Source organism: Faecalibacterium faecis, assembly GCF_040096475.1.
In the GTDB taxonomy this organism is placed as follows: domain Bacteria; phylum Bacillota; class Clostridia; order Oscillospirales; family Ruminococcaceae; genus Faecalibacterium; species Faecalibacterium taiwanense.
Map to the genome: position 1 here is coordinate 57011 of NZ_JBBMEP010000013.1, position 22438 is coordinate 79448.

The 22438-nt window shown below is 56.8% G+C and carries 16 protein-coding genes and 6 tRNA genes; 7 read left to right on the forward strand and 15 right to left on the reverse strand.

Features of this window, described 5'->3' with window-relative positions:
- Positions 1-15 precede the first annotated feature (15 nt).
- Positions 16-270, forward strand: coding sequence for a 30S ribosomal protein S15 (gene rpsO / locus WMO17_RS08315; protein ID WP_005933138.1), 255 nt, complete (start codon positions 16-18; stop codon positions 268-270).
- A 189-nt stretch (positions 271-459) separates the two neighbouring features.
- Positions 460-2610 (forward strand): polyribonucleotide nucleotidyltransferase, encoded by a 2151-nt coding sequence (locus WMO17_RS08320; protein WP_294648317.1) that lies wholly within the window; start codon positions 460-462, stop codon positions 2608-2610.
- Positions 2611-2689: 79 nt separating this feature from the next.
- On the opposite strand, the gene WMO17_RS08325 is transcribed toward WMO17_RS08320, so the two are convergent.
- The 8 genes from WMO17_RS08325 to WMO17_RS08360 form a co-directional block, all read right to left on the reverse strand.
- Positions 2690-3583 (reverse strand): SpaA isopeptide-forming pilin-related protein, encoded by an 894-nt coding sequence (locus WMO17_RS08325; RefSeq protein ID WP_349137860.1) that lies wholly within the window; start codon positions 3581-3583, stop codon positions 2690-2692.
- Positions 3570-4415 (reverse strand): class C sortase, encoded by an 846-nt coding sequence (locus tag WMO17_RS08330; protein WP_349137861.1) that lies wholly within the window; start codon positions 4413-4415, stop codon positions 3570-3572. The genes WMO17_RS08325 and WMO17_RS08330 overlap by 14 nt, the downstream gene beginning before the upstream one ends.
- A gap of 79 nt (positions 4416-4494) precedes the next feature.
- Positions 4495-6123 (reverse strand): isopeptide-forming domain-containing fimbrial protein, encoded by a 1629-nt coding sequence (locus tag WMO17_RS08335; protein ID WP_349137862.1) that lies wholly within the window; start codon positions 6121-6123, stop codon positions 4495-4497.
- Positions 6124-6226: 103 nt separating this feature from the next.
- Entirely contained in the window at positions 6227-8845 is a 2619-nt protein-coding gene (locus WMO17_RS08340; protein ID WP_349137863.1) for an LPXTG cell wall anchor domain-containing protein, read from the reverse strand.
- Positions 8846-8860: 15 nt separating this feature from the next.
- Positions 8861-9451 carry a signal peptidase I gene (gene lepB / locus WMO17_RS08345; RefSeq protein ID WP_349137864.1) on the reverse strand — a complete coding sequence of 197 codons (591 nt, stop codon included), beginning with the start codon at positions 9449-9451 and terminating at the stop codon, positions 8861-8863.
- A complete protein-coding gene (locus WMO17_RS08350; protein ID WP_349137865.1) occupies positions 9448-9990 on the reverse strand; it encodes a hypothetical protein in 543 nt (180 codons plus the stop codon). Before WMO17_RS08350 ends, lepB begins: the two co-directional genes overlap by 4 nt.
- Before the next feature lie 326 nt (positions 9991-10316).
- A complete protein-coding gene (locus WMO17_RS08355) occupies positions 10317-10538 on the reverse strand; it encodes a hypothetical protein (protein WP_223388047.1) in 222 nt (73 codons plus the stop codon).
- A 48-nt stretch (positions 10539-10586) separates the two neighbouring features.
- Complete coding sequence (locus WMO17_RS08360) at positions 10587-11045, reverse strand: InlB B-repeat-containing protein (RefSeq protein WP_349137866.1); 459 nt, start codon at positions 11043-11045, stop codon at positions 10587-10589.
- 314 nt (positions 11046-11359) lie between these two features.
- On the opposite strand from WMO17_RS08360, the gene WMO17_RS08365 reads away from it, so the two are divergent.
- Positions 11360-11433: transfer RNA gene (locus tag WMO17_RS08365), tRNA-Gln, on the forward strand.
- Between the two features lie 78 nt (positions 11434-11511).
- On the opposite strand, the gene WMO17_RS08370 is transcribed toward WMO17_RS08365, so the two are convergent.
- The gene (locus WMO17_RS08370) at positions 11512-12852 is read right to left on the reverse strand and encodes a D-alanyl-D-alanine carboxypeptidase family protein (protein WP_097773890.1); all 1341 of its coding nucleotides are present in this window, start codon (positions 12850-12852) and stop codon (positions 11512-11514) included.
- Between the two features lie 175 nt (positions 12853-13027).
- Between WMO17_RS08370 and WMO17_RS08375 the strand changes: the two genes are divergently transcribed.
- Positions 13028-13720: a metallophosphoesterase family protein gene (locus tag WMO17_RS08375; protein WP_120079695.1), complete on the forward strand. Its 693-nt coding sequence runs from the start codon at positions 13028-13030 to the stop codon at positions 13718-13720.
- 70 nt (positions 13721-13790) lie between these two features.
- Here WMO17_RS08375 and recG read toward each other — a convergent pair whose 3' ends face one another.
- Positions 13791-15851 (reverse strand): ATP-dependent DNA helicase RecG, encoded by a 2061-nt coding sequence (recG, locus tag WMO17_RS08380; protein WP_349137867.1) that lies wholly within the window; start codon positions 15849-15851, stop codon positions 13791-13793.
- Positions 15852-16001: 150 nt separating this feature from the next.
- Between recG and WMO17_RS08385 the strand changes: the two genes are divergently transcribed.
- Positions 16002-16484 carry a GNAT family N-acetyltransferase gene (locus WMO17_RS08385; protein WP_046414970.1) on the forward strand — a complete coding sequence of 161 codons (483 nt, stop codon included), beginning with the start codon at positions 16002-16004 and terminating at the stop codon, positions 16482-16484.
- A gap of 381 nt (positions 16485-16865) precedes the next feature.
- On the opposite strand, the gene WMO17_RS08390 is transcribed toward WMO17_RS08385, so the two are convergent.
- The 5 genes from WMO17_RS08390 to WMO17_RS08410 form a co-directional block, all read right to left on the reverse strand.
- Positions 16866-16940, reverse strand: a tRNA-Cys gene (locus WMO17_RS08390).
- 28 nt (positions 16941-16968) lie between these two features.
- A tRNA-Gly gene (locus WMO17_RS08395) sits at positions 16969-17044 on the reverse strand.
- An 86-nt stretch (positions 17045-17130) separates the two neighbouring features.
- Positions 17131-17207, reverse strand: a tRNA-Asp gene (locus WMO17_RS08400).
- 29 nt (positions 17208-17236) lie between these two features.
- A tRNA-Gly gene (locus tag WMO17_RS08405) sits at positions 17237-17312 on the reverse strand.
- A 30-nt stretch (positions 17313-17342) separates the two neighbouring features.
- Positions 17343-17418: transfer RNA gene (locus WMO17_RS08410), tRNA-Phe, on the reverse strand.
- 355 nt (positions 17419-17773) lie between these two features.
- Between WMO17_RS08410 and WMO17_RS08415 the strand changes: the two genes are divergently transcribed.
- The gene (locus tag WMO17_RS08415; protein ID WP_154261165.1) at positions 17774-19765 is read left to right on the forward strand and encodes a DNA gyrase/topoisomerase IV subunit B; all 1992 of its coding nucleotides are present in this window, start codon (positions 17774-17776) and stop codon (positions 19763-19765) included.
- Between the two features lie 292 nt (positions 19766-20057).
- Positions 20058-22307, forward strand: a complete 2250-nt coding sequence (locus tag WMO17_RS08420; protein WP_349137868.1) for a DNA gyrase subunit A — start codon at positions 20058-20060, stop codon at positions 22305-22307.
- Positions 22308-22438: the final 131 nt, after the last annotated feature.

Below are 22438 nucleotides of genomic sequence, written 5' to 3' on the forward strand. Positions count from 1 at the left end.
AAGAGGTATGTAACTATGAACAAGCAGGAAGTTATGGCCAAAGTCGCTCTGACCGAGAAGGACACTGGCTCTCCCGAAGTGCAGGTCGCTCTGCTGACCGCTCACATCAACGAGCTGAACGAGCACCTGAAGAAGAACCCGAACGATCACCACAGCCGCCGCGGCCTGATGAAGATGGTTGGCCGCCGCCGCAATCTGCTGGCTTATCTCCAGAAGAAGGACATCGAGCGTTACCGTGCTCTGATCGCAACTCTGGGTCTGCGTAAGTAATTTAAACAGAGGGCAGGTACCGCAAAGGTGCCTGCCTTTTGCTTTTATGTACAAAATGGCGGCGGCAGCGTATTGCAGCAGTAAATCGAACGCCTGTGCCCCGGGTACGGACGCTGGATTTATTGCTATGATGCGCGTGCCACCGCCTTTTGGATAGAAAAAATCCGAAAAAACAAGGAGGCAAAAACAATGGCAATTGAATTTGGTTCCCGCAGAGAGACCTTTGAGAACTACAAGGTCTACGAGACCATGCTGGCAGGCCGCCCGTTCAAGGTAGAAATGGGCAAAATGTGCGGTCTGTCCAACGCCAGTGCGCTGATCCGCTACGGCGAGACCTGCGTTCTGTGCAATGTGGTCATGAGCCCCAAGCCCCGCGAGGGTGTGGATTTCTTCCCCCTGAACGTGGAGTATGAGGAAAAGCTCTACGCCGCAGGCCGCATCCCCGGCAGCTTTATGCGCCGTGAGGGCCGCCCCGGTGAGCGCGCCATCCTGACCAGCCGCGTGGTGGACCGCCCCATGCGCCCGCTGTTCCCCAAGGAGATGCGCAACGACGTGTGCATCACCATGACCGTCATGAGTCTGGACCCCGACTGCAGCCCTGAGATCGCCGGTATGATCGGTGCTTCTCTGGTCACTGCCGTGTCCGACATCCCGTGGAACGGCCCCATCGGCGGCGTGCAGGTGGGTCTGGTGGACGGCGAGATCGTGCTGAACCCCACGCAGGAACAGCGCAAGGTGAGCGACCTTGCCCTGACCGTTGCCGCCACCATGGATAAGATCGTGATGATCGAGGCCGGTGCCAACGAGGTGGACGAGGACACCATGCTGAACGCCATCAAGGCCGCTCACGTGGAGATCAAAAAGACCATTGAGTTCATCAACCGCATCGTGGCCGAGCGCGGTAAGAAGAAGATCGATTTTCAGGTGGTGGGTCTGGATATGGACGTGTTCCACGCCATCCAGAACAAGTATCTGGACGACTTCAAGGCCGCTATGGACACCGACGACAAGAATGTGCGCGATGCCGCTCTGCTGCCCATCATGGACAAGATCGCCGAGGAGTACCCCGACCTGACCGCTGCAGACCTTGATCTGGTCAGCTACAAGATGCAGAAGTTCGTGGTGCGCCGCTGGCTGCTGGACGAGGGCAAGCGCGTGGACGGCCGCGGCATCAACGAGATCCGCCCGCTGGCTGCCGAAGTGGGCATCCTGCCCCGCGTGCATGGCTCCGGCATGTTCACCCGCGGCCAGACGCAGGTGCTCACCACCTGCACTCTGGGCGGCACCAAGGACAACCAGCTCATGGACGACCTGACCGACGAGCAGACCAAGCGCTATATCCATCACTACAACTTCCCGCCGTACTCTGTGGGCGAGGCCCGCGCACCGCGCAGCCCCGGCCGCCGCGAGATCGGCCATGGCGCACTGGCAGAGCGTGCTCTGGTGCCCGTGCTGCCCTCTCTGGAAGAGTTCCCCTACACCATCCGCTGCGTGTCTGAGGTGCTCTCCTCCAACGGTTCCACCTCTCAGGCATCCATCTGCGGCTCTACGCTGGCCCTGATGGATGCAGGCGTGCCCATCAAGGCACCCGTTGCCGGCATTTCCTGTGGTCTGATCACCGAGGGCGACCGCTGGATGACCATGCTGGACATTCAGGGCGTGGAGGACTTCCACGGCGACATGGACTTCAAGGTGGGCGGCACCCGCAAGGGCATCACTGCCATCCAGATGGACATCAAGATCGATGGCCTGACCTACGACATCATTGCCGAGGCTTTCGAGAAGTGCCGCAAGGGCCGCCTGTATATTCTGGACGAGATCATCAAGCCGGTGATCGCAGAGCCCCGCCATGAGCTGAGCCGCTACGCACCCAAGATGTTCAGCATGATGATCCCCACCGATAAGATCAAGGACGTGATCGGTAAGGGCGGCAAGGTCATTCAGGACATCTGCGCTACCTGCAACTGCAAGATCGACGTGCAGGAGGACGGCCATGTGTTCGTCTCTGCTGTGGATCAGGAGGACGCAAAGCGCGCCATCTTTACCATCAAGACCATTGTGGAGGACCCCGAGATCGGTGCCATCTACAAGGGCAAAGTGACCCGCCTGATGAACTTTGGTGCCTTCGTTGAGATCGCACCGGGCAAGGAAGGTCTGGTGCACATCTCCAAGCTGGACACCAAGCGTGTGGAGCGCGTGGAGGATGTGGTGGCCGTGGGTGATGCCATCGTGGTCAAGGTGACCGACATCGACCAGCAGGGCCGTATCAACCTGAGCCGCCGCGATGCCATTCTGGCGCTGGAAGCCAAGCGCGCCGAGCAGCAGGCACAGCAGCAGTAAACCCTGACTGCATAAAAGAAACCGAAAAAGAGGACCCGATGCATCTGCATCGGGTCCTCTTTGTTGTATCAGAATAAAATTATACTGTGCGGTATTTGCGATCCAGCGCCCAGCCGAATGCAAACAGCACCACACCACTGACAGCCAGCACCGGCACGGGCCAGTTCAGCTGACCGGTCTGCGGCAGACCGCTCATTGCCGGGTTATCCGGGTGGCCCGGCAGAACGGGGCTGTCTGGATTACCGGGTGCTACCGGATGATCCGGATGGCCCGGGGCCACGGGATTGTCCGGGTGGCCCGGAGCCACGGGATTGTCCGGATTACCGGGAGAGACCGGGTTATCCGGGTTGTCCGGCGGGGTAGGCGTATCAGGATAATCGGGCGTAGGCGGGGTAGGGGGCGTAGGCGGCGTGTCCGGCTTGGTGGGGGTGTAAGCACCCACCTTGGGGCTGGCATCCACCGTATAATTCCACTTGCCATCCTCCGCCATGGGCAGAGAGACAAGGAACGGATTGATCGGCTCATAGCCCTTGGAAGCCTCGGTCTGCACGATCAGATACAGGCCCAGCTCCAGACCACGGAAGGTTACGCTGCCGTCCGCATCAATGGTCTTTGTGGTGCCCTCGGCGCTTTGGGGCAGATACTCCTGCAGCTGGGCCGCAAGGGTGCTGTCGGTCAAATCACCCAGCGCAATGCCGCAGCCGTAGAAATCGCCGCAGTATTCGTAGCTCAGGTTGCCGTTTTGGCGCTTTACCTCGGCCACACGGTACAAAGTGAGCTTGCCGCCGCTCAGCGCCTTATCGTTGGCGCTGTCGTACAGCGTAACGTGGATGGTGCCGGTAGTGGGATTGCCGCTGCTGTCCACCAGCTTGATGTTTGCGCTGGTGGCAAGGGCAGGCAGCGCACTTGTTACCAGAAGGCACAGCACCAAAAGCAGGGCCGCAGCGTGCTTTTTGAGATCAGTGCGTTTCATGTTTTTCACCTCTTGTAGATTTGCGTTTGCGGTTGGAGAACAGCAGCCAGAGCAGCAGCACCAGCAGCAGGGGCAGTGCCATGATGGGAGCTGTGATGATCGGTTCGATCTTGATGGCATCGGCTGTTACACGGATGTGCTTGAGCTTGTCCGGCGTTTCGATGCGCCGTCCCCGCACCAGAAGGCGGTGGGAGTTGATGCCGTAGGGGGTGCAGGTCATCAGGGTGACGTAATCCTTGCCGTCCACCACCTTGAGGTTGTCGGTCTCGGTGGGCAGTACAATGGAGATCTGGTCCACCTCATAGGTCAGCACCCGGTCCAGCACCGTGATGGTGAAGGTGTCGCCCACTTCCAGCTGGTCCAGATTGGTGAACAGCTTGGCGCTGGGCAGGCCGCGGTGCGCCGAAATGACCGCGTGGGTGCTCTCGCCGCCCACCGGCAGGCTGGTGCCTTCCAAGTGGCCTGCGGCGATCTGCAGCACGCCATCGCTGGTGCCGTGGTAGATGGGCAGCTCCACACCGATCTTTTCAATGGTGATGTAGCCCATAATGCCGGTGCCGGTGACATCCAGCGTGGCGTTGTAGCTGGTGAACCGGTCGGCATGGAACAGCGCGTCCGGGTCGGCGGCGATCTGCGCATTGAACGCATCTGCCGCCTCGAAATAGGCGCTGTAGTCGGCATCGGTCAGATTGTCCACATCCTCGGCATAGGTGGCCACAGCACGGGACTGATGCAGCTGGTTGACGTAATCGCTGAGGGTGGGGTATAACATCACGGATAGACCCACGAAAAAGACGAGGATCAGGATGATAGTGCTTTTGTTCTTTTTCATGGGCTACTCCCTAATGTTATAAGGATAGGAGCGGGGGCCTTGCGGCCCCTTTGCTCCGGGTTCTTGGGGGAAATGGAGCTTACTTGTTCTCCATGCGCTTCTTGGTGACCAGCAGAACGATGGCCGCAACCATCAGGCCGCCGCCGACCACATAGAACAGGGTAGTGCCGATGCCGCCGGTGGAGGGCAGGGTAATGCCGCCGGCTTTTTTGTTGATGATGGTGGTGGACAGGGTACCGGACAGATTAACATTGTATTCGTTGTGCGTTGCAGAAATGACGATTTCTTTATCGGCACAGGCACTGTAATCGGCAGGAGGATTGGTCTCCTTCAGGTAGTAGGTGCCAGCGTCCAGACCCTTGACATTGAACTGACCATGTTCGTCAGAGAACATCTCAACAGCGTCTTGGGCTTTATCGGTTGCGTCTTTGATGGGGTAGTAGAAGTTGTCTTTTTTGTAGAGCTTTACTTCCTGTTCCGGAGTGCAATCTTTACCGCTGTACAGACGGAAGCCGGCGCCCGCCAACTCGTTGCCCGGGGTATCATCATCGTGATACTTGGTGTTGTTCAGCTGGTAGGTGTACACACAGACTTCGCTTTCGTGAGTATGATCAAGGGATGTGCTGATTCTGGGATTGTTGGAATACTCGAGATAAACACGATTCTTGTTTTTAGTATCACCGCCTGCAGTATTGACATAGGCCGTTTCGTTCAGGTGTGCAGTATAGGTGACCGTAATAGTAGCGCCCTTATTCAAATCAAGATTAGCGGCACGGGCACAGGTCTTGACATCATCAATGCTCAGTTTGAAGGACTGAGAACCGTTCGGATTACGTGTATAGTTATCAGCATTGATCACTTGTGGATTAACGCCATCGACATTTGCGATTTCCACCTTATCCAATTTGTCAAAGGTAATGCCGTCAGACAGAGTATCATTGAAGCAAACAGTGTACTTCTTATAGTAATCGTAAGCACGGCCATTGTCTTTGCTTGCGGGCAACTTAGCGATCAGCCTGAACTGGAACTTTTCGTTGATTGCATGGTCAGCGGAACTGCCCCAACCGTCATTGTTACCAGCAGAGCTAATGTCGTTGTTGTCGTTGTCGTAGACTTTCTTCTCAACAGTGGGCTTTACAACCTTATAATTAATGTTAAAGACATATTCTGCTTTGGTAACTTTCAGCAGGAAGGAATTGTAGGCATGATAGAAATCGTCTTCGTCAAAGGGGGAAGTATCAACGATCAGATAATAACCTGGCTTTGGAACTTTGATGCCACCGGTGTGAAGACCTTGAATGACGGGTTTCGGGTCTCCATTCGAGTAGAGATAGTTGCATACACAACGCGCAAAAGCGATGCTGTTATCATCGGAATCACCCCATTTGCTGATAACCGCAACAGCTTCCTGAGGAGTGAAATTAGTTTTAAACTCACCGCCGATGGTAGAATCTGCCGTCAACTGCGCCAGAAACTCGGTAGGATTAGTGATGCTTTCGCCCCACTTTGCGTTGGAAATCTTAAAGTCATCAATATTATTACCCTTAACATCACCCGTGAAGATCTGGAAAGCGGCGTACTCGTGTTTTGTGTTGAGGTCCTCCTCAGTCTCCCAAGAGTTGGATGCAAACGCCGGGATCGCCATGGCGCACACCATGGCAACTGCCAGCAGTGCGGCCAGCAGCTTTTTGATTACTTTCTTCATCATGATTTGCGAAAGTCTCCTTTCAAGTTTTTCTGATTCCTATTTTCAGGGTCTGCTTCCGGCGCAGAATCAATTTTGCCGCCGTGTCAGGAAGGATGCAGGCTTTTTAACGTGCCCCCCTTTCGCGTCTGCGCTTTTTGCAAACCCCGCACACCAGAGCGGCAAGCATCAGCGCGCCGCCGCCTGCTGTATACAGTTTGGTACCGGCCCCGCCGGTAGAGGGAAGTTCGTAGTCGGACGGATCGGCCTGACTGGTGATCACAAGGCTGTCGGTTTTTACCGACTTCTCGGCATCATCGCTGATGGTCGTGTCCAGAATCCTGATGTTATTGATTACTTCACCGTCAACAGCCGTTTTGTCAAAGTCCTTCAGCTTGACGGTGTAGCGGATAGAATAGGTGCCTGCGGCAATGGGGGAATCGGCAGAACCCAAGGTGATCTTGCGCTCATCACTAACATCTTTCCAAGTGATGCCGAGCGTTGTATTGCCGTTTTCCATGCTGAGCCGGAGCGAGTCTTCGACATATTCGGCGGTTACGCCGGTGGGCAGGGTCATGCTGTCCGCAAGCGTCAGCGGGCCGGCCTGTTCGTTCTGGACCACAAGCGTAACAGTGTAATCCAGGTAGGCATCGCTGCCATTGTAGCGCGGGTCCTTCACGCTCTGGTTAAGGTCATAGTTCTTATCGTCTCTTTGATCCTCATCGGGGGTTTCATCCGGGTTGATGGTGATATCAAGGGCGTAATCTTTGTTGACCTCGATCTGATTAAAGCCGCTGCTGGTGACCTCGCTCTGGTTCCACTGGAAATTGAAGGAAACGTTGCTGGTGACCTTGGCATCGGAAGGATCGGCGCCTGCGGCTGCCTCCTCTTTCTGCTTGATATAGTTTTGGTCGTACCGCAGCACGGCGTACCAGCAGCCGTCATTCCCCTTGAGCAGCCGGTAGCTGCCGCAGGTGTCATAATTGCCGGTATCTTCCAGTTTGCCGGAGATAAGCTCATCGTTCAGCACATCAAAGCTCTTGGGCAGCTTAACATGGACAAAGTAGTCGTTGTCCTGGATCGCTTGGGCCGGGATATCTGTGACGGTAAGGCTGCTGTGCAGAAGCTCCGAAATGGTGGTGACGTTGGTATCCTCGTATTCAGTGCCATTCTTGCGCTGCACCTCCAGAGCAGTGAGGTAATCCAGTGCATCCAGACCTTTGATGGTGGTAATGGCATCTGCGTCATCTTCGACTTTGAAATCCGGCGTAGCAACGCCGTAATCGGCCTGCTGCGCATTTGCCACAGACACCAGCGTTGTCACCTGCGAAGCATTCAGCGTGACTTTAGCCACCTTGCCATCCACATCGCCGGAGATCACGGTCAGGGTGCCGGAATCTTCGTCCACATCGCTCACGATGCCAACGGTGCTGGCATCCACGGTGTATTCCTCAATGTGGGGCGCGGTGTCGGTGGTGGCCGCAGCATCCATGGAGAGCAGGGCAATGTCGGCATCGGCGGAATCATCCTGCACCTGCAACGGCTGGCTTTCCGCGGCCACAGCCTTGGTCACGGTGCCATTGTAAATGACGATATCACCGGGCATTGCGGCATCAGACGGCAGATCACCGTCAAAATCCATGGCATAGCCGCTGCCGGTCTCTTCGTTGTACAGCGCGCTGCGCAGCTGGCTGTGCAAAGACAGCACGCTGGAAACCTGCGGGATAGCGCTCTGGGGGATATCGGCATATTTCAGGCAGTAGGAAAGGAACATCACGTCCCATGGGCCGTAGTCGTTGCCGTAGTCGTTGCCGTAGCGGGTGTAGTGGCGCACGGTCTCGCCGTCGGCATCGTCCAGCTGGAAGTTGCGCTCGCTCTGCTCATAGCCCAGCTGGCTCTCGGCTACGGCCAGCAGGTCGTCGGCCCAGTTGCCGCTCAGCGTGGTGCCGGTCTGTGCCAGCCATTCGTCCTCGTCCTGCATGTCGTCCAGCGGGTCGGACAGGCAGTTCACCGTGTGGTGATGCTCCGGCAGGTCGCAGACCAGCACTTCCTCGTAGCAGGCATCGGTGTGGTGGTGCACCGGGGTCTCGATCACAGGATCGACCACCACGGGCTTTGCGGCCACCGGCTCCTCAAACAGGGCCACCGGGTCATAATCGGGGTTCACTTCTTCTACAAGCTCGCCCTCTTCCAGACCGCACACCAGCTCATAGGTGGTGGTGTAGCAGCTGTCGTCGTGGGTGTGCTCGAATTTATCGCAGATGAAGGTGACACCATCCTCATCAAAACAGCTGTCGTCGTGGGTGTGCTCTTCTTCCAGGCAGGTCAGCTCCTGCACTTCCTGGTAGCAGTCGTCGGTGTGCTCATGGGGCACAAAGATGTACTCCGGCTCTGCGGAATGGGCTGCAATGCCGGGATCATCCGCATCCACGCCGAACGCATCATCATCCATGTCGAATGTATCATCAAAAGACATGCCGTCGTCCGTCATGGTGGCGTTCCAGTCCTCCGGTTCGCCTTCCTCATAGCCGCACACCAGCTGCTTTTCATAGCAGGCAGCGGTGTGCTCGTGCTCCAACTCGCCGCACAGATAATCGGCCGTCTTGGCAATGCCCACGCCGTGCAGCTGCCAGTTCACGAACAGGCTGGTGGTAAGCGCCAGTGCCAGCAGCAGCGCAGTATAGCGTCTGGCGCGCTGGTGGTTCCGACGGAACTTTTTCTGATATTCTTTCACAATATCCCGCATGATTCCTAAACCTCCTTAGTGGATCAACGAGAAGCTGGACAAGGGCCATACCCGCAAAAAAACCTTGCCTACGATCTGACTTTTTTCCACACAGCCGATCACACTGCTGCGGCTGTCAATGGAGGTGGCCCGATGGTCACCCAGTACGAAATACCGGTTTTCCGGCACCTGATAGGGAAATTTGATGTCGCATTCGCCCAGAGCAAGTTCATCTACATAGGGCTCATCCAGCGTCTGGCCGTTCACAGTGACCACACCGTCCTCGTCCAGTTCGATCACATCACCGGGCAGGCCGATGATGCGCTTGAGCAGAAGCTTGTTCTGCCAGTAAAATCCGCAAAGGTCGCCGGTCTTCATGTCGCTGCCCTTGACCAGCAGAATGATGTCCCGGTCCTGCAGAGTGGGGTTCATGCTGTCGCCGGAGACCTGCAGCACCGGCAGAAACAGAGTGGCCAGCAGCACGGCAATGGCCGCGACCACCAGCAGCGTGTAGACCGTGCTGCGCAGCACCCGCATATAACGGCTGCGGTAGGCCAGACGTTCGCGCTCTGCTTCCACCTCTGCTGTGGATGGAATGGGCGTGAACCTGATCTTTTGCTCTTTCATTTGGCACGCTCCTCCGGCAGGAATTCCGTGCTGTGATAGCCGTCCAGCAGTTCGCTGGCCCGGCGGTCAAAAGCGGCCCGGCGCTGCTGGATCTCCTGCTGCGTCCGGGCAAGCATTGCCTTGCAGTCCGCTTCGGTCTGGGCGCGCTTGCGTGCGACGGCTTCCGTTTCCGCGTCGCACTGCTGCTGGGTACGGGCCTTCAGGTTCGCAGCCTCGGTCTGTGCCTGTGCAAGGATCTGCTGGGCTTCGGCTTCCGCCTGAGCGCGCAGAGCGCTGGCAGCGGCATCGGTGTTTTTGTTTGCTGCGAGCACCGATGCAACGTATTCATCAGCCGCAGCCTGCGCCGCTTCAAACACCTTGTTCAGCTCCAGTGCAGCCTGCGCAATGGAACCTGCGTTTTCAATATGGATCTGCCGTTCTTGCAGCTGGGCAGACAGGGCAGCGTTTTCTGCCCGGAGCCGGTCCTCGCTCTGCTTGAGCGCCAGAATGATCTCGACTAATTCGGTGCGGCGCATGTGCCGCAGTTCACGGTCTGGCATAATGATCGATTTCTCCCGCAAAAAGTGGTCGGATTAGGCGAACGAAAACTTTCGACAAATACGAAAATTTTCGCACCACAAAACCACATTTGATATATCAGTTTTCGGCGTGAAAGCGCCAGTTTGATGAATGACCTTCCACCTTATATGTTAGCACAGTATACGTAACAAAAGCGTAACAAAAATGCCTTTTCCGTGCATTTTTTTGCCAAAGCCAAAGAAAAATTGTTTCTTTTGATGTAAACGATTAAAATGCGTTAAAAACAAAAAGAACTGTCCCCACAACGGAGACAGTTCTTGAAAAACAGATGAAAATAGAAGCCGGATCAGAAGCTCTTCAGCAGATCGCCCAGAGTCAGGAAGGACTGGTAGATCACGTTGACATTGTTGATGATGGAGCTTGCACCGGAGAAGATGCGGGCAATGGCGTTGAACACCTTACCGACATTCAGGAAGCTGTTGTAAGCGTCGCGGGCACCACCGTCCAGATAGACCATTTCCTCTTCGCTGATGGAGGCATAGTTTGCGGGCAGTTTCATAGTAGACATGGAGATTTTCCTTTCTATTGATAAAATTGATACAGTGTGTGAAAAGACTTAAATAAAGGCAGCCACGGCCAGCGTGGTGATCAGAGCACCGGCTACCGTCAGAACGCTCAGAATCGGGCCGTCATCGTATTCCTGCGCGGTCTGTTCCGGCTGAGCGGGCGTGGATGTGCTGGTGGAAATGGTGGCATTTTTCACGGTCCAGTGTGCGTACACAGTGGTATCACCGGTAAACACCGTAGAGGTGCTGATTTTTGTGCCGCCCACCGGCTCGGTATACCAGCCGTCAAAGGTGTAGCCTTCCAGCGCAGGCTGCGCGGGCAGGGCACTGAGTTTGCCGCTCAGATTGGTGGTGACTGCCACAGCGGAGCTGCTGCCGCCCATGGCATCCAGACCAATGGTGTAGACCTGCGAATCCTTGTCTTCTGCGGCAAAGGCAGAGGGCAGTGCACAGCAGAGCAGTGCAGCGCTGAGCAGACCGAGGACCAGCATTTTCAAGATCTTTTTCATATGACTCCTCGCTTTCCTGACAAATTGGGATGTGGTGCATGCCGGGAACGGAAACACCAGAACAGACCTCGATGTCCCCGCCATGAGGCAGTAGACGAAAAAGCCGGGAAGAGGAGGTTTATTCAATCCTATATTTACCACATGCAGTGTAACAAAAGCGCAACAAAATGGGCGTGCTTTGTTGTTATGATGAAAAAAATTGGTTTTTCACAAATTGCAGGCTGCAAAAGGCGGCACAGAGCCGCCGCAAAAGCGGAAAAGTGGAACCTTCCCCTTGTGGAAAAACAAAGAATATGGTATAATATCTTGCACGATGCGCCATCGCCAAGCGGTAAGGCAGGGGACTTTGACTCCCCCATCGTAGGTTCGACTCCTGCTGGCGCAACCAAAAGCCCCGTCATCCTGAAAAGGCTGACGGGGCTTTTTGTATCACTTTTCCACAAAATGCGGCTGAACGGTGCAAAGCTCAGCGGCGGCGGATCTTTCTGGTGGGCTTGCGGCGGTTCCAGTTGTTCAAAAGGACCCACGCAAAGTAGATGATGATGGAAATAATACTCAGTGTTATTACAACTTTGAGGTACAGACTGCCTAAGAATTCCTGAAAACGCGCCACAGTGAACAGCAGCGGGTTGCGGCTGACATCCTGCCCGGCGATCAGGTCCACCACGCCAATGGTCTCACCGGCAAGCTTCAGTTCCACGGTACCCACCACATCGCCCTGCTGGACAGGGGCACACACGGAATCCGGCAGGTGGAAATATTTCTGGGTCACGCTGCCGTCGCCGGTGGAAGGCAGCAGGGTCATCATGCTGTCGGCGGGATACAGCTGCAGGGAGCTGGTATCGGAGGAATACTTCACCGGGATCTCGGCCAGCGTAAGGTCGGTGTCCAGTGCGGCCTGAATGGAAAAGCTGTCGAACACCCAGTCCATCAGCTTCACGGTCTCGCACAGGGCCGGGCGACGGTTGGCGTAGCCGAAATCGTCGCAGGTGTCCGGGCTTTGCATCACGCAGAAAATATAGGTGGCACCATCCTTATTGGCCCATGAAACATAGCTCTGATTGCCACTGTCGCTTTTGAATGCGGTCACATCGCACATGCCGCCCTGCATGGCGCTGCGGTAGTATTTGCCGCCGCTGGATTTGCTCAGCGCGGCGTTCTGGCTGACCAGAACAGACGAAGAACGGTGTTTTTCTTTGGCGGGCATGGTAAAGCTGGGCGCACCGGAAACCTCCACAAAGGCATCAAAGCTCATCAGATAGCGCAGGATCAGGTACATATCCACGGCACAGGTCACGTTGCCGCTGTCGATGCCGCAGGCATCCGTCCAGGTGCTGCCGGTGGTGCCGATGCGCTGGGACAGGGTGTTCATCTGGCTCACCCAGCCCGCGAGGTCGCCGCCGGAAAGGGCATAGGCAAGGCCCATGGCGGCTTCGTTGGCGTTGCGGGTCAGCATGGCGTACATGGCTTCGCGGTAGGTAAAGGTCTCGTTGGAGCGCATATCGGCGTTGTTGGTGTTATAAACGTAATCCGAGATGGCAAAGGGCATCTGGAAGGTGTCGTCCAGATGGTCGGCATAGTTGGTCAGCAGCAGGGCAATGGTCATGTACTTTGTCAGACCACCGGCGGATACCTGCTTTGTGCTGTCCTTATCATAGACGATGATATTGGTATCGGTGTTGACGATATAGGCACTCTGTGCCTGCACCTGATAGACCGGGGTGGGGTCGAACATAGCCCCAGCGGGCAGCACAAGGCAGCTGAACAGGACAGCGAACGACAAAACCAGCGCAAAAATACGTTTCATGTGGACAATTCCTTTAAAAAGCGATAATATAAAACAACAGGCAGCACGGCACAGGTGCAGTGCGCCGGATAAGAACGAGATCACAGCGGAAGACTGTATTCTTTATAATAACAGGTTTGGCGGGGTGTGACAAGGCTTATTGTGCCGATTTCACATCCGGTCAGGGAGGACAGGAATGGTATATCTGACAGGGGACACCCACGGCGACATCGACCGCTTCAAGCACGGCAAGCTGCGCTGGCTGGGCAAACGGGATACCGTGGTGGTACTGGGCGACTTTGGCTTTGTGTGGGACGGCAGCAAGGAGGAACAGAAAAAGCTGGATTGGCTGCGCAAGCGCCCGTATACCCTGCTGTTTCTGGACGGCAGCCACGAAAACTACGACCTTTTAAAGCAGTATCCCACCGAGGAACGCTTTGGCGGCAAGGTGCAGGCACTGGGCGGCAATGTGTACCATGTGTGCCGCGGCAGCGTGCTGGAATTGGAGAATAAAAAATACCTGTGCTTTGGCGGTGCGGAAAGTCAGGATGTGGAGGATCGGGAACCCGGCGTGAACTGGTGGAGGGAAGAAATGCCTTCGGAGGAGGAATACGCCTTTTGTGAGGAGAACCTTGCAGAGTGCGATTACAAAGTGGATTATGTGCTGACCCACGATGCGCCAAGCAGATTTTTGGATTTTACCGCCCTTGCCAGCGGCGAGACCAACCAGCTGCACAGCTTTCTGGATAAAATTTTGTTGAAGCTGACCTACGACAAGTGGTTTTTTGGCTGCTACCATAAGGATACCCAGCTTTCCACCAAAAGCCGATGCGTGTTCTGCGATGTGATAAGCATGGGCGAACGGCACGCAAAGCGTTCCGTTCGATAACAGGGGCCGCTGCACCAGCCGTGCAGCGGCTTTTGCATTTGCTGTTGCTTGTGCGCAAAAAGCCTCCGGATCAGTTCATGGCTCCGGCTTTCTCGAACATCTGCTGCACCTGCTGTTCCAGCAGTACGTGCTCCGGCGCTTCCAGCAGCGGGTCGTCGGCCAGCATGGCAACGGCTTCCGCCTGCGCAGCGTGCAGGGTGCGGGTGTCGTTCATCAGGTCGGCGATCTGCAGGGTGGGCAGGCCGTGCTGGCGGCTGCCGAAAAAGTCGCCGGGGCCGCGGGTCTCCAGATCGTACTGCGCCACCGCAAAGCCGTCCGTGGTGCTGCACAAAAATTTCAGCCGCTTTTGTACGTTTTCGCTTTGGTTGTCGCTGACAAGAAAGCACCAGCTCTCCGCTGCACCGCGTCCCACGCGGCCGCGCAGCTGGTGCAGGGCGCTCAGACCGTAGCGCTCTGCGTTTTCAATCACCATTACGCTGGCATTGGGCACATCCACACCCACCTCAATGACGGTGGTGGACACCAGTGCGTCCAGCCGTCCGGCTTTGAAGTCCTCCATCACGGCAGCTTTCTCCTTGGGTTTGAGCTTGCCGTGCATCAGGCCTACCCGGCGCTCCGGCAGCAGGGCTTTGGCAATGCCCTCGTAGTAGCTCTTAACGGCGTTCAGCCCGCCATCCGGTGTGTCCTCGATGGCGGGGCAGACCAGATACACCTGCCGCCCGCGCCCGATCTCCTGATCGAGAAAATGGTAGAGGTCGTGCCGCTTTTTGCCGGTGATGCAGCGGGTCTTGACCGGTGTGCGGCCCGGCGGCAGCTCGTCCAGAATGGAGATGTCCAAATCGCCGTAGATGAGCAGGCCCAGCGTGCGGGGAATGGGCGTTGCGCTCATCACCAGCAGGTGCGGATTCGCGGCCTTTTCAGCCAGCATCCCGCGCTGCCGTACCCCAAAGCGGTGCTGCTCGTCGATCACGGCAAGACCCAGCCGGGCAAATTCTACGCCTTCGCTGAGGATGGCGTGGGTGCCCACCACAAGGTCGGCTTCGTCGTTCCGGATGGCGGCAAGGGTGGTGCGGCGTGCAGCGGCCTTCATGCCGCCGGTCAGCAGGGCCACCCGCATCCCGAAGGGGGCAAGCATCCGGTTCAGGCCTTCGGCGTGCTGGGTGGCCAGAATTTCTGTCGGGGCCAGCAGCGCGGCCTGATACCCCGCCCGGATGCAGGCCCAGATGGCGGCAGCCGCCACCAGCGTTTTGCCGCTGCCCACATCGCCCTGCAAAAGGCGGTTCATGGAAGTCTCGCCCGCCATGTCGGCCAGAATCTCGCTCACGGCCCGGCGCTGGGCTCCGGTGGGGGAAAAGGGCAGGCTGGCCCAGAACAGGGACGGGTCGGCAAGCTGCATGGGCGCACCGGTGGCAGCGGCACCCCGGTTTTTCATCCGGCCAATGCCCAGCTGCAAAACCAGAAGTTCTTCATAGATCAGCCGCCGCCGGGCTGCATAGGCCTGCTCTTCGGTGGCAGGGCAGTGGATGGCCCGCACGGCATCTGCCTTGGAGAGCAGACGGTATTTTGCCAGCATTTCCGGCGGAAGAGGGTCGGGCAGAAGCTCTGCATGGGGCAGCAGCTGCCGCACGCACTTAGCGATGGCATTGCTGGTCAGGCCCTCGGTCTGGGGGTAGACCGCTTCAAAGGGAGAAGCCTTGATCTGCTCGGCGGTGCGCACCTGCGGGTTGACCATCTGGCGGCGCAGCATCCCGCCGGTAACGATGCCCTGAAAATAATATTCCTGCCCAAGCTGCAGCTTCTGGGCGGCATACGGATTATTGAACCATGTGATCTCCAGACTGGACACATCGTCCCCGGCAGTGATGCGCTCCATCCGCCGCCCGCCCGGCAGGATACGCCCGCCGGGTTTGGCGAACACCTCAGCCCTGACGACGCACTCCACATCGGTGGGCGCTTCGGCGATGGAATAGGGTTTGGTGAAGTCGATATATCTGCGCGGGTAGTGGCACAGCAGGTCGGCCAGCGTCACGATGCCCAGCTTCTCGAACCGCTCAGCGGTCTTGGGGCCAACGCCCTTCAGGTAGCGCACCGGCGTATCCGGGGTGAGGGTGGTATGGTTTTCGGCGGGCATGGCGTGTCAGCTCCTTTCCTGGATGCAATATAGCCATTGTAACACGGAGCGGCAGCGGATGCAAATGGCCCAAAAAGGAAAAACCGGCAGGACCTTTGCCTTTGGGCAGGAACTGTGGTACACTCGGAAGAAAAAGAGGGGAGAATATTTATGGAGATCCGTAAGGGGACCTTAAAGGACTTGGAGGCCATTGCAGCGGTGGAGGCGGCCTGCTTCCCGGCGGCAGAGGCGGCTACGGCAGAGGAGTTTGCCGGGCGGCTGCAGCAGTACGGCGATCATTTTTGGCTGCTGTGGGAGGGGGAAAGGCTGCTGGCCTTTGTGGACGGCTTTTGCACCGACTGGCCGGACCTGACCGATGAGATGTACGCCGACGCCTCCCTCCACCGGGAGAATGGTGCCTGGCAGATGATCTTTGGGGTAAACACCATCCCGGCCTGCCGCAGACAGGGGTACGCCGGGCAGCTGCTGCAGCAGGCCATTGCCGACGCCCGGGCCCAAGGCCGGAAGGGGCTGGTACTGACCTGCAAGGAGGCCCTGGTGCACTACTATGCAAAGTTCGGCTTTGTGAACGAGGGCGTTTCCGGCTCCACCCACGGGGGCGTGGTGTGGTACCAGATGCGGCTGAAGTTCTGAGGGGGACGATCTGGAATGGCCTACGCCTTGCTCCGGCCGTATTCAGCGGAAGAATAATTTTTAAGAGAGCAATGCCGGAGCGTCCGCGGAAGCTCCGGCATTGCATTTTCACTGGAGGGGGCGTAAAGGTAGACGGCATTTGCAGTGCCGCTTTCTGCGAAAGTGCGGCACTGCGGCAGACTTTTCGGCTTAACTGCAAAGTGACCGGTTTCGCTAGAGGCTCTCCCTTTGAGGAAAGACTTCCCCCGTTCCGGGGGAAGATGTCACCGCAGGTGACAAAAGGGGGAGTCTGTCACCGTAGGTGACGGAGAGGGCGAGGAGGCTGATAGGGAACAACGCAAAACAAAAAAATCCCGGAAGCTTCAGCTTCCGGGAATCTTTTGGAGGTGACGACCAGATTTGAACTGGTGGATGAGGGTTTTGCAGACCCTTGCCTTACCACTTGGCCACGTCACCATATTTAGGAGTGAATTTCCACTCCTGTTGGAGCGGCCGACGAGGCTCGAACTCGCTACCTCCACCTTGGCAAGGTGGCGCTCTACCAGATGAGCTACGGCCGCATATTCGGTGCATTTTACCTTGCACCCATCATTTCTGATGCCCTGAAAACAAGTTTCAAAGTAGGTGAAAGCTTGCGCTTTCTTGGTGGCGACCCGGATCGGGCTCGAACCGACGACCCCCAGCGTGACAGGCTGGTGCTCTAACCAACTGAGCTACCGGGCCATATTGGAGCAACTATTGCTGCTCCCTTATGGAGCGGCCGACGAGGCTCGAACTCGCTACCTCCACCTTGGCAAGGTGGCGCTCTACCAGATGAGCTACGGCCGCATATTGGAAACCCTGCTGGGTTTCCTTGACTGGTGCCTCCGATCGGAATCGAACCAATGACACGGGGATTTTCAGTCCCCTGCTCTACCGACTGAGCTACAGAGGCGCACCGGACGATGATTATTATACCTGAAATTTCGATTTTGTAAAGGGGTAAATCCGAATTTTTTTTAGAAAATTGAAACTTTCTTGATTTTGGTCGCTCCAGCGCGTAAAATAAGAATGACTTTTTTCAACCTGCTTTCGGCACATCCGGCACAGGACGTGCTGTGTGCGGGTGTGCCAAACAGAAATTGACAAATTCAACAACCTATGGTTTAATGAAAATGAAATGATTCAGGCGCTTTTGCCCTTTTTCTCTGTGTATACCTATATTATAGTAAGAAAAGGGCAGAGGCGTTTTATGATTTGACTACAGACGGCCCGCTTTTTGCAAGAAAGGCCGGGCCGGGAGGAGCAGCATGGCAAAAAAACAGGAATATGGCAACGAGAGCATTACTTCTTTGAAGGGTGCTGACCGTGTGCGTAAGCGCCCGGCCGTTATCTTTGGCTCAGACGGCGTGGAGGGCTGCGCCCACTCCATCTTTGAGATCGTCTCCAACTCCATCGACGAAGCCCGCGACGGCCACGGCGATACCATCAACGTGACCCGCTGTAAGGATGGCAGCGTCATCGTTGAGGACTTTGGCCGCGGTATGCCCGTGGACTGGAACAACGGCGAGGGGCGCTACAATTGGGAGCTGTTGTTCTGCGAGATGTATGCAGGCGGCAAGTATGGCGAGGGTGAGGATAACTACGAGTTCAGCCTTGGCTTGAACGGTCTGGGCCTGTGCGCTACCCAGTATGCTTCTGCATGGATGACCGCCGATATCTATCGTGACGGATACCACTATCACCTTGATTTTAAAAAGGGCGAGAATGTGGGCGGCCTGCAGAAGGAAGCCTACAAGGGCCGCCGCACCGGCAGCATCATTCACTGGAAGCCGGACGACGAGGTGTTTACCGACATCGATGTGCCCGGCAGCTACTATAAGGATACCCTGCGCCGTCAAGCAGTGGTCAACGCAGGCCTGACCCTGAACTTTACCGATGAAAAAGAGAAAGACCCTGCCACTGGCAAGGCGTGGTACGAGAGCTGGTGCTATGAGCACGGTATCGCGGACTATGTGGCCGAGGTGGCAGGGGAGGATACCCTGACCCCGGTGTTCAGCTGCGAGAGTGAGGCTGTGGGCCGGGACCGCGAGGACCAGCCGGATTACAAGGTGCGCATGAGCGCGGCGTTCTGCTTCTCCAATAAGGTGCAGATGCTGGAATACTACCACAACTCTTCCTGGCTGGAGCACGGCGGCAGCCCGGAGCACGCGGTGCGCACTGCCTTTGTCTACCAGATCAATAAGTACCTGAAGGAAAAGAACCTCTATAAAAAAGGTGAGAGCGCCATCAGCTTTCAGGATGTGCAGGACTGCTTGGTGTATGTCTCGTCCAGTTTTTCCACCCGCACCAGCTACGAGAACCAGACCAAAAAGGCCATCACCAACAAATTCGTCTCGCAGGCTATGACCGACTTCCTCAAGCATTATCTGGAAGTGTATTTTCTGGAAAAGCCGGACGAGGCCCAGAAGATCTGCCAGCAGGTGCTGGTGAACAAGCAGAGCCGTGAGCATGCAGAAAAAACGCGCCAGAGCATCAAAAAAACCCTGTCCACCCAGATCGACCTTGCCAACCGGGTGCAGAAATTCGTGGACTGCCGCACCAAGGATGCATCCCGCCGCGAGCTGTATATCGTGGAGGGCGATTCCGCTATGGGTGCAGTCAAGTCCAGCCGCGACAGTGAATATCAGGCCATCATGCCCATCCGCGGCAAGATCCTGAACTGCCTGAAGGCCGACTATGCCCGCATCTTTAAGTCGGATGTCATCGTGGATCTCATCAAGGTGATGGGCTGCGGCGTGGAACTGGGCGGCAAACACAACAAGGAGCTGGCCACCTTCAATCTCGATAATCTGCGGTTCAATAAAATCGTCATTTGTACCGATGCCGATGTGGACGGCTACCAGATCCGCACGCTGGTGCTCACCATGCTCTACCGCCTGACCCCGACCCTGATCGAGAAGGGCTATGTGTATATCGCAGAGTCGCCGCTGTATGAAATTACAACGAAAGACCGAACTTATTTTGCCTACACCGAGCCGGAAAAGACAGCGTTTCTGGAAGAGATCGGCGAGAAAAAATACACCATCCAGCGCTCCAAAGGTCTGGGTGAGAACGACCCCGAGATGATGTGGCTGACCACCATGAACCCGGAGAGCCGCCGTCTGATCAAGGTGATGCCCACCGATGTGGTGCAGACTGCGCAGGTGTTCGATATCCTGCTGGGTGATAACCTTGCAGGCCGCAAGGAACACATTGCGCAGCACGGCGCAGAATATCTGGACGATCTGGATGTGAGCTGATGATTTTAAATTGCCTCCGCTTGCGCTCTGGCAATGACAGAGGTAACGTTATTTTAATTTGGTGATTTGTCGCAGCCTGCGGGCTGCTCCAAATCACGTTTTCACGAAGAAGGCCCCAACGGGTCACGGCATTTTAAGGGAAAAATGCAGAAAACCGGAACGGCTCCATCTGTGAAAGAGCAGCTCAGGATGGCCCGCAGGCCATCCTGAGCTGCAAAAATAAAAAATATTTTCCGCTGAATATGGGCAGAGCGAGAGCGGCGCCCATTTAAAATCGTCAAGAGGTTAGAAGATGCCTAGAAAATCGACCAAGAAAACACTCAAGCCGGTGCGCCCGCAGCTGGGCGACGGCGTTGAAATTTTAAATGCCGGCAGTGTGCTGGAGGACCCCATCACCCGCACGCTGGAAACCAACTATATGCCCTACGCCATGAGCGTCATCGTCAGCCGCGCGCTGCCAGAGATCGACGGCTTCAAACCGGCGCACCGCAAGCTGCTGTACACCATGTACGAGATGGGCCTGCTCAAGGGCGCACGCACCAAGTCTGCCAACATTGTGGGCAGCACCATGCACCTGAACCCCCACGGCGATGCCGCCATCTACGGCACCATGGTGCGCATGGGCCGCGGCAACGAGAGCCTGCTGGTGCCCTTTGTGGACAGCAAGGGCAACTTTGGCAAGGCCTACAGCCGGGATATGTCCTGCGCTGCTGCCCGTTATACGGAGGCAAAGCTCGAGGGTGTGTGCGAGGAGCTGTTCCGGGATATCGACAAGGAGACCGTGGACTTTGTGCCCAACTACGACAGCACCACCACCGAGCCTACCCTGCTGCCGGTCACCTTCCCCACCATTCTGGCCAACAACACGCTGGGCATCGCGGTGGGCATGGCATGCAACATCTGCTCATTCAATCTGGCAGAGCTGTGCGCCACCACCGTGGCCCTGATGAAGGACGAGCACCACGACATCTCCACCACCATGCCTGCCCCGGACTTCGTGGGCGGCGGTCAGATTTTGTACGATGAAGCGCAGATGCGTGAAATTTACGAGAACGGCCGCGGCAGCGTGAAGGTACGCGCCCGCTACAGTGTGGTGCCGGGCGAGAACATGATCGAGGTCACCCAGATCCCGCCAACCACCACGGTGGAGGCCATCATGGACAAGATCACAGAGCTGGTCAAGGCCGGCAAGGTCAAGGAGATCAGCGACATGCGTGACGAGACCGACCTGAACGGCCTGAAGCTGACACTAGACCTCAAGCGCGGCGTGGATGCCGACAAGCTGATGGCAAAGCTGTTTAAGGCTACCCCTCTGGAAGACAGCTTCAGCGCTAACTTCAATATTCTGGTGTCCGGCCAGCCCCGCGTGATGGGCGTGCGCGAAATTCTCAAGGAGTGGACGGCCTTCCGCGTGGAGTGCGTGCGCCGCCGCACCTACTACGACCTGCACGGCAAGGAAAAGCGCCTGCACCTGCTCAAGGGTCTTGCTGCCATCCTGCTGGACATTGACAAGGCAATCAAAATTATCCGCACCACCGAGGAAGAGACCGAAGTGGTGCCCAACCTGATGATCGGTTTTGGCATCGATGAAGTGCAGGCCGACTATGTGGCCGAGATCAAGCTGCGTCATTTGAACCGGGAATATATCCTCAAGCGCACCAGCGAGATCGAACAGCTGGAGAAGGACATTGCCGACCTGAACGATATCCTTGCAAAGCCCGCCCGCATCCGCCGCATCATCATCAATGAGCTGAACGATGTTGCCAAGAAGTACGGCCAGCCCCGCCGCAGCGAGATCCTGTACGATCTGCCTGAGGATGAGAACGGCTCCGAGGAGGAAGAAGCGCCGGATTACCCCGTGACGGTGTTCTTTACCCGCGAGGGCTACTTCAAAAAGATCCCGCCGCAGGGTCTGCGCACCGCCGGTGCCCATAAGCTGAAAGAAGGCGACGAGATCGTGCAGCAGATCGAGACCCGCAACAACGTAGAAGCGCTGTTCTTTACCGACAAGCAGCAGGTGTACAAGGTGCGTCTGGCTGAGCTGGAGGACGGCAAGGTGGCTCAGATGGGCATTTTCATCCCGGGCCGTCTGGGCATGGACGAGGGCGAGAACGTGCTCTCCATGGTGATCACCAGCGACTACAGCGGCTATATGCTGTTCTTCTTTGCCAGCGGCAAGTGCGCTAAAATTCCGCTCAGCTCCTATGCCACCAAGCAGAACCGCCGCAAGCTGCTCAAGGCCTACTGCGACAAGGAACCGCTGGCAAAGCTCTTCTTCCTGCCGGAGGAAACGGAGCTTGCCATCCGCACCAGCGCCAGCCGGATGCTGCTGGTTGGCACGGCGCAGATCGCGGCCAAGGCCACTCGCGACAGTCAGGGCGTGGCAGTGGTTACTTTGAAAAAGAACCAGACCATCGCTTCGGTGGTGCCTGCGGACACGCTGGAGCTGGCGAACCCCCACCGCTACCGTGTGCGCAGCCTGCCCGCTACCGGTGCGCTGATTCGTGCCGAGGACGAGGGCGAGCAGATGAGCCTGCTGTAAAAAAACTCCCCCAGTCTCGCATTCGCTCGACAGCCCCCTCTAGGATGGGGCCTTTGGCATGGCGGCAAAGCCTCTGGTTGAATTGCAAAGTATCCGGTTTCGCCAGAGGCTCCCTCTCCGAGGGAGCTGGC